The 14,151-nt window shown below is 45.5% G+C and carries 11 protein-coding genes; 3 read left to right on the top strand and 8 right to left on the bottom strand.

The features are described from left to right. Positions 1-10: 10 nt before the first annotated feature. From LDX50_RS04310 to LDX50_RS04275, 8 genes are all read right to left on the bottom strand, one after another. Positions 11-1,684, bottom strand: coding sequence for an efflux RND transporter periplasmic adaptor subunit (locus LDX50_RS04310; protein ID WP_225697179.1), 1,674 nt, complete (start codon positions 1,682-1,684; stop codon positions 11-13). Beyond that, entirely contained in the window at positions 1,671-2,930 is a 1,260-nt protein-coding gene (locus tag LDX50_RS04305) for a TolC family protein (RefSeq protein ID WP_225697178.1), read from the bottom strand. Before LDX50_RS04305 ends, LDX50_RS04310 begins: the two co-directional genes overlap by 14 nt. Beyond that, entirely contained in the window at positions 2,927-6,712 is a 3,786-nt protein-coding gene (locus tag LDX50_RS04300; RefSeq protein WP_225697177.1) for an efflux RND transporter permease subunit, read from the bottom strand. Before LDX50_RS04300 ends, LDX50_RS04305 begins: the two co-directional genes overlap by 4 nt. A gap of 74 nt (positions 6,713-6,786) precedes the next feature. Further along, a complete protein-coding gene (locus LDX50_RS04295) occupies positions 6,787-7,233 on the bottom strand; it encodes an HYC_CC_PP family protein (protein ID WP_420828559.1) in 447 nt (148 codons plus the stop codon). A 55-nt stretch (positions 7,234-7,288) separates the two neighbouring features. Beyond that, complete coding sequence (locus LDX50_RS04290) at positions 7,289-8,821, bottom strand: FMN-binding glutamate synthase family protein (RefSeq protein ID WP_225697175.1); 1,533 nt, start codon at positions 8,819-8,821, stop codon at positions 7,289-7,291. Positions 8,822-8,946: 125 nt separating this feature from the next. Then, positions 8,947-10,581 (bottom strand): L-glutamate gamma-semialdehyde dehydrogenase, encoded by a 1,635-nt coding sequence (pruA, locus tag LDX50_RS04285; protein ID WP_225697174.1) that lies wholly within the window; start codon positions 10,579-10,581, stop codon positions 8,947-8,949. A gap of 71 nt (positions 10,582-10,652) precedes the next feature. Next, positions 10,653-11,348 carry a YjjG family noncanonical pyrimidine nucleotidase gene (locus LDX50_RS04280; protein ID WP_225697173.1) on the bottom strand — a complete coding sequence of 232 codons (696 nt, stop codon included), beginning with the start codon at positions 11,346-11,348 and terminating at the stop codon, positions 10,653-10,655. Then, complete coding sequence (locus LDX50_RS04275; protein ID WP_225697172.1) at positions 11,345-11,731, bottom strand: ArsR/SmtB family transcription factor; 387 nt, start codon at positions 11,729-11,731, stop codon at positions 11,345-11,347. The genes LDX50_RS04280 and LDX50_RS04275 overlap by 4 nt, the downstream gene beginning before the upstream one ends. A 174-nt stretch (positions 11,732-11,905) precedes the next feature. Here LDX50_RS04275 and LDX50_RS04270 point away from each other — a divergent pair, with 174 nt between their 5' ends. The 3 genes from LDX50_RS04270 to LDX50_RS04260 all read left to right on the top strand — a co-directional run bounded on the left by LDX50_RS04270 (position 11,906) and on the right by LDX50_RS04260 (position 14,042). Then, positions 11,906-12,553 carry a carboxypeptidase-like regulatory domain-containing protein gene (locus LDX50_RS04270; protein ID WP_225697171.1) on the top strand — a complete coding sequence of 216 codons (648 nt, stop codon included), beginning with the start codon at positions 11,906-11,908 and terminating at the stop codon, positions 12,551-12,553. 253 nt (positions 12,554-12,806) lie between these two features. Next, positions 12,807-13,208: a hypothetical protein gene (locus tag LDX50_RS04265; RefSeq protein WP_225697170.1), complete on the top strand. Its 402-nt coding sequence runs from the start codon at positions 12,807-12,809 to the stop codon at positions 13,206-13,208. A gap of 48 nt (positions 13,209-13,256) precedes the next feature. Then, positions 13,257-14,042: a hypothetical protein gene (locus LDX50_RS04260; protein ID WP_225697169.1), complete on the top strand. Its 786-nt coding sequence runs from the start codon at positions 13,257-13,259 to the stop codon at positions 14,040-14,042. Positions 14,043-14,151 lie beyond the last annotated feature (109 nt).

The raw sequence follows: 14,151 nt of genomic DNA, 5'->3' as shown, positions 1-14,151 counted from the left end.
TTATTAACAGTTATTGAATAGTTTCAGTTACTTCACCACAATTGAGCATCATTTCTCCGTAATAGGGATTCTCGACGATTTCAGACGAACTAACCCATACCGCCCCGTCATTATCATTTGCCATCGGGCAATACATGATGTAGAGCGGAGATTGCCGTTCCCCGGAACCTCTGGCCCACTTAACAATTTCAGAGGAAAGATCTATGAACTGCTTTCTGAGCAGATCAATATTTTTTGCCGAAGTCATTTGATCAAGCGTGGTCCGAATGATCAGCAGCGATTGTCTCCACTGTTCCTCAGATGGTTCCGGGATATTGTCCAGTGCACGTTGAAGAAAACCGGCCTGAGACATTGCGCTTTTGAAATCCGATAATACAAGTTGATCCTTCAAGGCGATATAGTGTTCCAGTACTGGTTCAAAATTCTCAAGGGCAGCTGCAGGTGGAAGGACTTTCGGGGTTTCAGTCATATTCATCATGCTGCTTTTCCCAGCAAGTTGTGCCGCCGCATCAATCGCGAAGGCTCCCTGCGTAACTACCTTTTCGCCAGTGTTAAGTCCGGACAGAATGACGTATGCCTCTCCCAGGTCATTGCCCAGTTCTACCTCCCTTAATTGAAAGGCATTATTCTTATCATCTGTTTTTATATACACAACCGACCTGACACCAGTCCATAGAACAGCTGTTTTCGGAACGATTATTCCAGGTGTCTTTGCATTGCTGACGGCCCTGATGGTGCCTCTCACAAACATTTCGGGCTTAAGCCGGCCCTCCTGATTGCTGATCTCAACTCTGACACGTGTAATGCGTGATTTACTATTTACCACAGGATCGATAAAAGAAATGTTGCCTTTAAATTCCGTGCCGGGAAGAGAGGTTGCTGAAAATGTGATTTCATCACCGATGTGGATAAAGGGGAGATCAGACTCATAGGCTTCGAAAACAACCCACAGGGAAGACAGATCTGTTAATGTGAGTAGCACATCTCCGGCTTTCACATGATCTCCGAGATTGGCCATTTTATCCGTCACAATACCGCTGTAATCGGCATGAATCAGGATATTTTCAGTAATGGCACCGGATTCTTCAATTCTTCTGATCTGTTCTTCACTGATTTCAAATGATCTTAATTTACTCTTGGCAGCCTCGTATAATCCGGGATTCTGACCTTTTCGGGAAGCTACCTGGATCAACTCCTTTTGGGCAATAATGAGATCTGGGGCATACAACGCAGCGAGAGGCTGGCCCTTTCGAACACTTTCGCCGGTGGTGTTTATAAATAATTTCTCAATGCGGCCGCTTACATGTGCCGTCTGCGAACGTATCGCGGTTTCATTTGGAACGACCGTTCCGTTTAATGTGATCTCTTTTTCGGGTACGGTATTTCCGATAAGTGTGGTCTGGACATTGGCCAGTCTAAGAGCCGATTCAGACAGTCTGATTTCATCCTGTTCCCCTGCTTCGAGATTACTTACCGGGATTAAATCCATCCCGCAGATCGGGCATGCGCCCGGTTCATTTCTGCGTATCTGGGGATGCATGGAGCATGTGTAGATTTCATTCAGCGAATGTTCGTGTTCAGCAACTGAATTCTTTTCTGGTCCATTGCCAAAAAACAAATACCCGAGTATAAGTCCGGCAGTCACAGAAATGATTATTATCCAAAGTGTCTTATTCTTTTTCATCTTGTAGGTCTTTTAGACTTGTGTAGGCTTCCTGCCATGTGAGATATTCATACGTTGCCCTGGCGCTCAGATAATTTTCAAGCGCTTGCACTTTTTCTTTTTCGAAGTTCAGTATATCCTCCTGTATGAGCAGGAGATCATAAAGACTGGCCTGATCATTGGCGAAATCTGTTTCGGCAAGTTCCAGAGTTTGATTTAGCAGTGACAGCTGATCTTCTGACAAACCCATATTTCTTATCGACTTCTCCATTTCGAAAAGAACGAGTTCCAGTTCCGCCTGTCTGGATATTTGAAATTGCCGGGATGCTGATTTAAATTCTTCTTCCTTCCATTCGGCTTCTTTTCGGGCGCTGTTAATCTTACGCCGCCATATGGGAAGTGTCATCGTTACCATCGGCATCAAAGCATTGCGGCCGTTATCTGCAATCATCATATCGTCACGCTTACCTACGATTATATAATCAAGGCCAGCCCCGATTCCGGGCTTTCCACGTTGACGGATCATTTCCTGTTCCAGCCGGGCAGATTCCTCCCGTGCCTTCAGCAACTGATATCCGGGATTCATAGCAATACTATCAGGTATTACGGGTGAAGTAAGACTGATACTGAACTCATCATCAAAAAGCAGAGTATCAATAGGTGCCTGTACCTCTCGAAGCAGTGCCTGATATCGGGCAATAAATTCCCCCTGCTGGATCTCGATTTCATTTTGTACCCGCTGCCGGGACATCCGGATGCGATTAAAATCTCTTAATTTGCCCGAACCGCTGGCAAAACGTGTTTCTGCGAGTGCCTCCAGATTTTCGAGGATTTGATCCTGCTCTTCATTCAAAATGATTTTTTGACGCAATGACCATAATGCAAAATATTCGGTACGCAGTTCAAGGAATAGTTTTTCTCTTTCATCCACCCAGCGCAGATATTCGATATCTGCCATCAGGCTGTAAAGGTCAGATTCCACATCGCGGGTTCCGAACCAGGGAAACATTTGAGAAATAGAAAATCGCCAGCGCTGCGGTCCGTTGCGGGTTTCAATCGGCTGAATAAAGTAGCCAGCTGATATCCGTGGATCTTCCCATGTGCCCGACCTATTCAGACGTTCCCTGGCTGCCTCAATGGCAGAGGACTGCGACGCCAGTCCGGCGTGATTCTCCGCGGCAGTGATGAGCAATCTGTTCAACTCAGCCTGGCAAAATGCCTGAGAAGAAAGAATACTAAATACCAGTGTGATTATGATTCGTTTCATACCTTGCTGAGTTTAAAAAGAATTTCCTGGTGCCATCCGTATAGAACCGGAACAATGAACATTGTAATTATGGCAATGGTCATTCCACCGAAAATAGGAATGGCCATTGGAACCATAATATCTGATCCCTTTCCGGTTGAACCGAGAACAGGAAGCAGCGCAATAAGCGTAGTAAGAGTCGTCATCATGGCAGGTCTTACCCGCTTTAATCCGGCTTCCATGACCGTTGCGCGGATATCACGAACACTCATGGGTTTCGCTGTTTTAAATTTTTGATGCAGGTAAGTGGCCATCAGAACGCCATCATCTGTGGCAATACCAAAAAGCGCAATAAATCCAACCCAAACCGCTACACTGAGGTTGATGGTGCCCATTTGAAAGAGATCCCTGAAAGAAGTTCCAAAGACCTCAAAATTCATGAAGCCCGGCAGTCCGTACAGCCATAGAAGGAGAAACCCTCCCGAAAAAGCGACTGCAATTCCTGAAAATACCATCAATCCTGTGGTTACAGACTTGAAGTGAAAATAGAGAATCAGAAATATGACAATCAAAACCAGCGGTATTACAACGCTTAGTTTCTTTTCAGCGCGGACCTGGTTTTCATAGCTTCCTGAGAATTCATAGGATATTCCTGCAGGCAGTTCAATAGATCCATTTTCAATATGTCTTTGGATGTCCGCAGAAACATTTTGTACCACATTCACTTCGGCCTGATCATTTTGTTTGTCAAAAACCACATAGCTGGTGAGGAAAGTATCTTCGCTTTTAATCATTTGCGGTCCTTTCCTGAAGGAAACGTCGGTGAGCGTTCCAAGTGGGATCATTGCGCCTGTTGGAGTTTTTACGAGAATTTTGGCAATTGAAGAAGCATCATCACGCAATTCCCGCGGATAGCGGATCCTGATCGGATAGCGTTCCCTTCCCTCAACGGTGGTTGAAACCCGCATGCCACCTACGGCCACCTCAACAGATTCAAGGACATCATTTACGGTGAGACCGTATCTGGCTATGACCTCACGATGAATTTCTATTTCCAGGTATGGTTTCCCAATGATCCTTTCGGCAAAAACTGTTTCCGGCTTTACACCCTGAGAATTTTTGATTATGGGTTCAAGTTCCATTCCGAATGCTTCGATGGCCTCAAGTGACGGACCAAAGATCTTGATACCCATGGGTGCGCGCATGCCTGTTTGAAGCATAACAAGACGTGTTTCGATCGGTTGCAGCTTCGGCGAAGATGTTACTCCCGGGATATTTGTTGAGGTTACAATCTCCTGCCAGATATCTTCCGGGGACTTAATATTCTCACGCCAATTCCTGAAATAAGAACCGCTGTTGTCTTTCTTCAGATCAGCTGCCGAAAGTCGGAGTGCGCGGACCTCGTCAGGATTAAGTGTATCACCTGTTGTTGTTATATAATTTCCGTTATCTGTTGAAGCAAAACGGATTCTTCTGCCGCTTTTATCCAGCATGAATTCAGGCTTATAACGGATCACGTTTTCGAACATGGAAATGGGAGCGGGGTCAAGTGCAGTTTCAGCACGTCCCATTTTTCCAACAACTTCTTCCACCTCAGGGATCATGCTTACCCTGGCATCCAGCTGCTTCAGAATGAACAGATTTTCTTCCATTCCTGAATGCGGCATAGAAGTTGGCATCAGAAGAAATGATCCTTCATCCAGTGTAGGCATGAATTCCCGCCCCAGTCCGGGAAATAATGCCGTTCCCTTTTGCCAGGCTGTTGTTTCCTCAATATCCCAATTGAGAAAACTTGCGGCTGCCTTCAATGGATAGGCCACCTTTTGAAAACCCAACCAGATGAAGCTGGAAAGAAGCAAAAGGAACAGGGGTATCATCAGAAATATAAAACGGTTCTCAAGACACCAATAAAGAATTCTTGAATAGTATTGAATTATGAGCCAGGCAAAGCCCATGAAAAAACCCAGGAGCAGCGTTACAAAAATAAAATTCAGCAGGAGGGAAGATTCGACACCAACCGGAAGCCATTTGCGTGCAAGCAACCAGATACAGGTGCTTCCAATCAAAACGAGATTGGCGTACTTCAACGTTTTCCAGAATGTGACCAGTTTGTATTCATAGGCATATCCCAGGATTCCTGCAATGATGAGTATGATTCCCAATGGTATTGACCACAGGACCATTATTGTAATAGAAATGGGGAGTAAGGTAAGGTAAACCAATCCTCTCAAAAGTCGGGAACTGACGCGGATTCCCATTATCCAGTAAATCAGAGACGGAAGTATCGCCAGTGAGACGATTAACGCGGCAACAAGCGCATACGTTTTTGTGAAAGCCAGCGGCCTGAACAATTTCCCTTCGGCACCCTCCAGTAAAAAGACAGGAATGAAGCTTACAATAGTTGTTGATACGGCCGCAATAATTGCTCCCTGTACTTCTTTGGCCGCAAATGCAATGGTAACCAGGTAGGACCTGTCGGGCTGGTCCTCTTTCTGCCGGATTACATTCTCCGTCATAATGATGCCCAGATCAACCATGGTTCCGATCGCTATGGCAATACCGCTCAAGGCCACAATATTTGCATCCACGCCTGTATAGCGCATTGCTATAAAAACCATCAAAATGGCCAATGGCAGCAGAAGGGAAATAACAATGGATGCACGGATGTTTAATACGAGAATCAGGATAACCAGAACTGTTACAAACAATTCAAGAGTCAGCGCTTCTTCGAGTGTTCCCAATGTTTCATAAATCAGGCCGGAACGATCATAAAAAGGCACGATCGTTACCTTGCTAACTGTCCCGTTGTTTAGTTTTTTCGAGGGTAGTCCGCCTGAAATATCACTTATTTTTCGTTTCACATTATTGATCACCTCGAGCGGATTGGATCCGTACCTGGCTACGACGGATCCGCCAACTACCTCTGCGCCACCCTTATCCAGCGCACCTCTGCGCTGTGCCGGCCCAATATTTACCCGGGCAACATCAGCGATCCGAATGGGCGTACCATCCAGCACTTTAACTACCGCATTCTCCAGGTCTTCAAGATTTTCCACGTAGCCCAACCCCCTCACGAAATATTCAGCCCGGTTAATCTCGACGGTTCTTGCACCGATCTCCCTGTTTGAATTGGAAACAGCACGCGCGATTTCCTGCAGGCTGATCTCATAGGCTTCCAGTGCTTCCGGCCGTACGTCGACCTGGTATTCCTTTACAAATCCACCCACGGAGGCAACCTCGGCTACATCTTCAACAGCGCTCAGGGCATACTTCACGTAGTAATCCTGAATCGTTCGCAATTCCTGCAAATCCCATCCGCCGGTAACATTTCCTGCGGAGTCCCGACCTTCAAGTGTATACCAGAGCACCTGTCCGAGACCTGTGGCATCCGGACCAAGAGATGGGCTTGCATCTTCAGGAAGTGTATTGGCAGGAAGGGCGTTAAGTTTTTCAAGGATCCGCGACCGGGAGTCATAATAATCCTCACCCTCATTGAAAATCAGGTAGATGCTGGAAAGACCGAACATTGAATTGCTTCGGATCGTACGTACCCCGGGAACACCCAGCAACGTAGATGTAAGCGGGTAAGTTATCTGGTCCTCGATGTCTTCCGGTGAGCGTCCGGCCCACTCGGTAATAATGATTTGCTGATTTTCACCCAGATCCGGAATTGCGTCCACTGGAACAGGATCCCGCGGAAGTATGGAATTCCAGCTGAATGGTGCGGTTGACATGCCCCATCCAATGATTATCAGGATGAAAATCGCTGTAATCAGACGATTTCTTAAGAAAAAACGAATCATAGCTGTCAGAATATTGAAATGAAAAATCAGGCGGTTAGCTTAAGTGCCAACTGCCGAAATCATTATCTGACAGGCTAAAGAAGGAATGACTGAACACGCATATAAATATGCCTGTCAGCCGGAGGGGGACGTTTTAGTGTGAATGACTGATATTCCTTCGATGTGGGAATTTGATTTCCCAAGGAAATACCATGATTTTCAATAATGACAATCAGATCAACCTGAAGATCAGCCTGAAGCAGGTTCGCTTCATGGTCTACCCTGTCAATCTGGATTTGCTGGTCATCACAGCAGTTGTTCGGTGTTCTCAGAATCATCCCTTCATGGGAGGGACATGCGGTTTCTGTGTATGCCGGCATGTCACATTCTGTATTTTCACCAAATACCGACCAGGCTTTCAATTCTTTGCCGCAATAGTGCGCATGATAGCTGAAACCGGTTCCTGAAACCAGTAGCATCAATGACATAATCAGGGCGGTTACCCTGGATGTGAATGATGATATGTGATTATTTCGCGGCATTATCGTATCAAAAGTACGAAAATTAGCACAAGATGGTTCTACAATGTATGAAAATTCAGTTTTTAGCAGCTTGTTTTCTCAGGTATTTCCCCGGCTTGATGTGCGGGTAAATCTCATTGAATACTTTAACCTGGCGGTTACTGATTCGCTTATGAATTTTTACACGGGTAAGTTCCGCAGTATCTGAAATGCCTGCAGCCGACAAAAGTTCAGTGAAATCCTCAATCACCTCATGGTGATAATTCTTCACCCGCTGCCATTTCTTTTCCACCACAAGTCCGTTCATCAGCTCGGGTTTATTGGTAGCAACACCACTCGGACAGTTATTGGTGTTACATTTCAACGCCTGGATGCAACCCAAGGCGAGCATCATTCCCCGGGCAGAATTGCACAGGTCGGCCCCAAAACACATTACCCGGAATATATCATATGCGGTAAAAATTTTAGCCGAGGCGATCAGTTTGATGTCTTTCTTCAGGTCGTATCCGTCAAGGCAGTCACGGGCAAAGATGATGGCCTCCTCGAGCGGCATTCCCACATAGTTGCTGAAGTCGATCGGTGCAGCGCCGGTTCCGCCTTCTGCACCATCAATGGTGATGAAATCGGGCTTAATGCCTGTTTTTACCATGGATTTACAGATCTCGATAAATTCATCTTTTTCACCGATGCATAATTTAAATCCAACGGGTTTCCCTTTTGCCAGTGACCTTAACTGTGCTATGAAATCCAATAATCCTTCGGAATCATTGAATGTTCGATGACCGGGAGGAGAGTGCACATCCGTGAAGGGCTCAATATGCCGTATTGCCGCAATTTCCTCATTATTCTTGGCTGCAGGCAGGATGCCCCCATGACCCGGTTTTGCGCCCTGGGAAAGCTTCAATTCAATCATTTTCACTTCCGGTCGTGCAGCCTGTTCTATGAATGATTCAGGGCTGAAATTTCCGTCATCGGTGCGGCAACCAAAATATCCTGTACCAATCTGGTATACAACATCACCGCCATGAAGGTGGTGCGGACTGATACCGCCTTCGCCTGTGTTATGATAGAAATTTCCTGCCTTTGCTCCTTTGTTGAGTGCTTCAATGGCATTTTTACTCAGTGAACCGTAACTCATGGCGGAAATATTCAATATGCTGGCAGAATAGGGTTGAAGACAATTCGGGCCGCCGATGATGACCCTCGGGGGAGTCATTGGCTTGGGCGCAGGATAAATGGAATGATTCATCCATTCGTATCCGGTGGCGTATAAATCAAGTTCGGTACCAAAAGGATGCGTCATAACCTCCTGCTTGGCATGCTGATAAATATACGTCCGATGGTACCGGCTTATTGGTTTTCCATCGGTATCTGATTCGATAAAGTATTGATGAATTTCTGGGCCAATTCCTTCAAGCCAGTATCTTAAATGGCCAACAACCGGAAAATTCCGAAGTATTGTATGTTCCTTCTGAATGACATCATAGATTCCAAGAATGATGAAAGGACCAAATACAGCTGCCAGCCACCAAATATTCGGAAAAAAATAAATGATGACCGCAAGGACGATGATGAGAAGGGTATTTGCAATTATGAATATCCTGCGCATACTTTTCAGATTTAGAGAGTCTCAAGTTACTAAACTCAACAGAATCCCTATCTGATTTTTGAAATATGATAGTGAATAAAACTAAAAAAGCCGCCCTGTCGGACAGCCTTTTTAGTTCAGAGTTCTTATTCTCCGGGCTCCAGGAACGGATAGCGATAATCCGTTGGTGGAACAAAGGTCTCCTTGATTGTTCTGGGAGAAACCCATCGGTAGAGGTTCAGTACAGAACCTGCTTTATCGTTGGTTCCCGATGCACGCGCACCGCCGAATGGCTGCTGACCGACAACTGCCCCGGTGGGCTTGTCGTTGATATAAAAATTGCCCGCTGCGTCAACCAATTTCTTCGTTGCCAGATTAATCGCGTAACGATCCTGACTGAAAATGGCGCCGGTCAATGCATATGGAGAAGTAGAATTTACCAATTCCAGAGTTTCCTCAAACCGTTCAGCCTGGTAAACATAAAGGGTGATCACCGGTCCGAAAATCTCTTCACACATCGTAAGAGATTGGGGGTCTTTCGTTACTACAACTGTCGGCTCGATAAAATATCCCTTTGATTTATCGTAATTACCACCGGCGATAATTTCATTCATGGGATTGGCTTTCGCCTTATCGATATATCCCGCGATCTTATCAAAAGCGCGTTCATCGATCACCGCATTGAAGAAGTTTGTGAAATCTTCGGGGGACCCCATTTTAATCGATTTAAGATCTTCAACCACATATGACTTGACATCCGACCAGATATTATCCGGAATATAGGCACGGGACGCTGCCGAACATTTCTGGCCCTGGAATTCAAATGCCCCGCGTGTGATTGCTGTGGCCACTTCCTTCGCTTTTGCGGATTTATGGGCTACAATGAAATCCTTACCACCTGTTTCTCCCACAATTCGGGGATATGTCTTATACTTTTGAATATTTTCACCGATTGTTTTCCACAAATGCTGGAATACTCCTGTGCTTCCGGTAAAGTGCAATCCGGCAAAATCAGGGTGATTGAAAACCACATCACCCGCTGTTGGGCCGTCTACATAGACCAGGTTAATAACTCCGTCCGGTACGCCTGCATCACGAAATACCTCCATCAGTACATTCGCAGAATAGATTTGAGTGTAGGCTGGTTTCCATACAACTGTGTTGCCCATGAGAGCGGCTGATGAAGGAAGATTACCCGCAATTGATGTGAAATTGAATGGGGTGATCGCGAAAACAAAACCTTCCAGCGGGCGGTATTCAAGCCGGTTCCAGATACCTGGTGCAGATTCAGGCTGTTCTGCATAGATCTGTGACATGTAATGCACATTGAACCTCAGAAAATCTATCATTTCACAAGCTGCATCAATTTCTGCCTGAAAGATACTTTTCGATTGTGCGAGCATCGTAGCAGCATTGATTTTTGCACGGTAGGGTCCGGCCATCAGTTCTGCCGCCTTGAGGAAAATACTGGCGCGCTGCTCCCAGGGAAGTGCCGCCCATGCCTCTTTGGCTCCGAGCGCTGCATTGATTGCCTGTTCAACATGGGAACGGTCGCCCTCATGAAAGTGACCAAGTACATGCTTGTGGTCATGGGGTGGTGCAAGTGGTTTTTTGTTGCCCGTGCGAACTTCTTCGCTACCGATGTACATCGGAATGTCGGCTTCCGTATTGCGGGCTTCTTTCAGTGCTGCTGAAACTTCTTTTCGTTCCTTACTTCCAGGGGTGTATGGAAGAACAGGTTCGTTTGCCGGGGTCGGCACCTTGTAAATTCCTTTAGGCATTCTTATTCGGGTTTACGATTAAATCTTTGGAGGTGCAAAATTAGTCAATCCGACCCAAATAACCGACCAGTTCAGAGGTGTTTCGGTATCTCACTAAGACATTTAATGTCAAAATGTGGCTGTTGCGTCTGGCGAATACCCAATGGATTGTAATACATCGCGCTGAGGTCTGCACCCATGGCTCCCAGGATGTCTGCATGATAGTTATCACCAACCATCAGACAATCATTTTCCGGCATTCCGATCCGTGCGCACGCATACCGGAAGATCTCGGCAGAGGGTTTTCGATGCCCTGTGGTCTCTGAAGTTATTACTTCTCCGAAATAACCCCGAATGTTGGAGCTTGCCAGCTTTACGGCCTGAACGTCATCAAATCCATTGCTCAGAATATGTAATGGATAGTTGGCCGACAGGTAATCCAATGCTTCCCGGGCAAAGGGAAGCAGATTGCTTTTGGTTGGACATCGGTTTATGTACAAGTCAGATAATTCCAGCGCAAGCGTTTCATGTTCGACATCAAATGTCTTGAAAATCTCGGAAAATCTTCGTTCACGAATGGTATCACGATTGATCTGGTGATGATTGTACTGATCCCATAAACGAGCGTTTACCCGTTGAAAACATTCGAGAAAATCCTGTGAGCTGCAGCGAAGTAGTGCTTTCAACTCATGTTCGTGAAACAGTTCTGTGAGTGTTTCCTCAGAATTCTGCTCGTAATCCCACAGCGTATGGTCGAGATCGAAAAAAATTGCACGTATTTGGTTCATTCACGATGCCAGCTTCGGCTTTCAAGTTTGTTAATCGCAAGCTCACGGTTTGAATACATCGTTTTATAGTTTGCGAAATCCTGAAGAAGTGTCTGATCCTTTTTCAGAAATTGAAAAATCTGGTCAATGATATCAAGAACTTCCTCCTTCAAATAATAAAATACCCACTGATCTTGCTTTCGTGTATTCAGGATCCCTGCATTCTTCAGGTATATCAAATGACGACTGGTCTTGGTCTGGGTGAAACCAAGAACCTGTTCAAGATCTGATATGCACATTTCACGGTTTTTAAGGATCAGATGAAGGATTCGCAGACGTGACTCTTCAGAGCAAGCCTTGAAGATTTGTGAACCGAATAAGACGCTGAAGTTTTTTAAACGCATGGCAGTAATACACTCTCCTATAAAGATAACGATAAATTACTGCAACCGGATACGCAATTGTTGGCCTGACCTTTGATAATAGATAAGCGGAACAATGAATCGGTAAATAACACGGAACAAAGTGTGGAAAATTACCGTTCAATTGATAACTTCGAAGAAATTTGACAAAATCACTTGAATAAAATCCATCATATTGGACGGCTGTTTGGCCTCTTTTCAGTGCTCTTAACAGTGATATTGATCTCGGGCCCCAAGGCATTTGGGCAGGGTGAGCGTCACGTTATTCAGTTATCGGGTATTATTCTGAGTGAGGAGGATACTACGCGTGGATTGCCCGGCGTGCATATTTATGTGCCCAAGGCTGGAAGGGGAACCACATCTAATAATCTGGGTTATTTTTCAATGCCGGTGCTTCCCGGCGATGAAGTGGTAATCAGTACTATTGGTTACGAAAAGCAATACTATAAGATACCCAACATAGACAAACAAAGCCTCACGATCATCGTTGAAATGGTGAGTGATACAACCTACCTTAGAGAGGTTACTATTATGCCATTCCCGACGGAGGAGGTCTTGAAAGAAGCGGTTCTGGCTTTAAATCTGCCAGAACGCAGAAATATTGCCGAAGAGAACATGAGTGCCGAATTGCTGGCATTAATGATTGAAACGACCCCTATGGATGGTGCTCAAAATGCCCGATGGTATCTTAACAACTGGGCAGCCTACCAGGGCGACCGTTTCGGTCCACGCCCGAACCCCCTGCTGAACCCATTTAACTGGGCGCAGTTCTTTAAATCCCTGAAGAAAAATAAAGATAAATAGTTCAGAGGATCAATGACACAACGATCATTGTAAACAGGACGATATAGATTACTGCGGTAATCATCTTAAATACGGTTATTTCCCTGCTGTTCATAACGCTTAGTGTTTGTTTCGGAAGATATTTGCAGACTCCGTGCCAAAACCTAAATTCCTTCGAAAAAGCTGTTTATGGGCCTTGATATGATGAATTTTTCCCAGAATGGGACGTTCAAATCCAATTTTGGATTCAAACCATCGGATTAAAAAGTGTGTCTTGAAGCGTATGAAATATCTGCTGAATTTTTCACTCCTGCTGGCAGTACTGCTTGCACTTACCTCCTGCAACGATGACGATGCTCCCGGGGAGCCGGGAATTGTACGTCTGCGCGTTTCCAATCATTCACCGGTTAAGTTTGATCAGGTCTATGTGAATACCGGGGGAGGGGAGCATGATTATGGCGTGTTGGCCCCAGGGTCAACTTCAGATTATATCACCTTTCAATATGTGTACAGGTATGCCTATGTAAAGGTTGTTGCAGGTGATAAAACCTATGTCATCCAGCCGATTGATTATGTGGGGGAAACGAAATATTTTGTCGGTTCCTATACCTACATCCTGGATATCATAGAGCCGGAAAGTATGTACGGACTGTCACTTGAATTCAGGAAAAACTGACCTGTTGCGTTTCGTGCCGCAATCTTGTATCTTGATAGAAAAAAAGTCATGGTTGTCTCTAAACGCTTATTTACGCTCATATTCATTCTATTTCTTGGCGCTGAACTTATGGCTGTTCCTACCCGCATTATGGTGCGGGCAAAAGCACGTGATGCCAAATTCATCGGTACTTCCATGGGAGGTGCCTATGTGCGCATCACCGATTTTCTGAGCGGACGGCTTTTAGCAGATGGCTATACCTCCGGGAGTACCGGTAATACGGATGTCATCATGCGGCAACCACATGCCAGAAATGGCATTCTTGCCAATGATGAAACGGCCGGATACCTTGCCACACTGGATATTGAAAAGCCTGTTTTCGTGACCATTGAGGTCCTGGCGCCCGTGAATGACCGGCAGGCCCGCGCACTTGCTACTACCCAGATCTGGGTGGTGCCTGGAAAACATATAGAAGGAGATGGGATCATTCTTGAAATTCCGGGAATGGTAGTAAGCATTATCGCGCCGCAGATGCATCAGTCTCTTTCAACCACTGCAGCAAACACAAATGTTACCGTGAGCGCGCATGTTGTAATGATGTGCGGGTGCCCGATAAGTGAAGGAGGGTTATGGGATAGTAATGACATCGAGGTGAAGGCAATGGTCTACCAGGAAGACGGACTAAAAAAGGTTATTCCATTAATTCTTAAATCAACAAATACCTTCGAGGGTAAAATTCCCATTACTGTGGATGGTATGTATGAGGTCATCGTGTATGCATATAATGCAAAAACAGGGAATACAGGTCTGGATAAAGTTAATGTATCTGTAACAAAGGATACATCGGCACCGTAGTCTATAGGGATGGACTAGGTTTGATCCTGTTTCGCAAAAACTCAATTCACTGCAATTCGAGATAAGGTCTCATAATATCCGGCTTGCAGTAGCCATTAAATAACAACAA

Source organism: Fulvivirga sedimenti, assembly GCF_020328055.1.
The sequence above is the reverse complement of the archived record's forward strand: the minus strand, read 5'-3'. Positions and strand labels throughout refer to the sequence as shown.

Bases quoted from the DNA above. Each gene is read 5' to 3' on its own strand.
- LDX50_RS04310 (WP_225697179.1), bottom strand. From the start codon at position 1,684: ATGAAAAAGAATAAGACACTTTGGATAATAATCATTTCTGTGACTGCC.
- LDX50_RS04305 (WP_225697178.1), bottom strand. From the start codon at position 2,930: ATGAAACGAATCATAATCACACTGGTATTTAGTATTCTTTCTTCTCAG.
- LDX50_RS04300 (WP_225697177.1), bottom strand. From the start codon at position 6,712: ATGATTCGTTTTTTCTTAAGAAATCGTCTGATTACAGCGATTTTCATC.
- LDX50_RS04295 (WP_420828559.1), bottom strand. From the start codon at position 7,233: ATGCCGCGAAATAATCACATATCATCATTCACATCCAGGGTAACCGCC.
- LDX50_RS04290 (WP_225697175.1), bottom strand. From the start codon at position 8,821: ATGCGCAGGATATTCATAATTGCAAATACCCTTCTCATCATCGTCCTT.
- pruA (WP_225697174.1), bottom strand. From the start codon at position 10,581: ATGCCTAAAGGAATTTACAAGGTGCCGACCCCGGCAAACGAACCTGTT.
- LDX50_RS04280 (WP_225697173.1), bottom strand. From the start codon at position 11,348: ATGAACCAAATACGTGCAATTTTTTTCGATCTCGACCATACGCTGTGG.
- LDX50_RS04275 (WP_225697172.1), bottom strand. From the start codon at position 11,731: ATGCGTTTAAAAAACTTCAGCGTCTTATTCGGTTCACAAATCTTCAAG.
- LDX50_RS04260 (WP_225697169.1), top strand. From the start codon at position 13,257: ATGGTTGTCTCTAAACGCTTATTTACGCTCATATTCATTCTATTTCTT.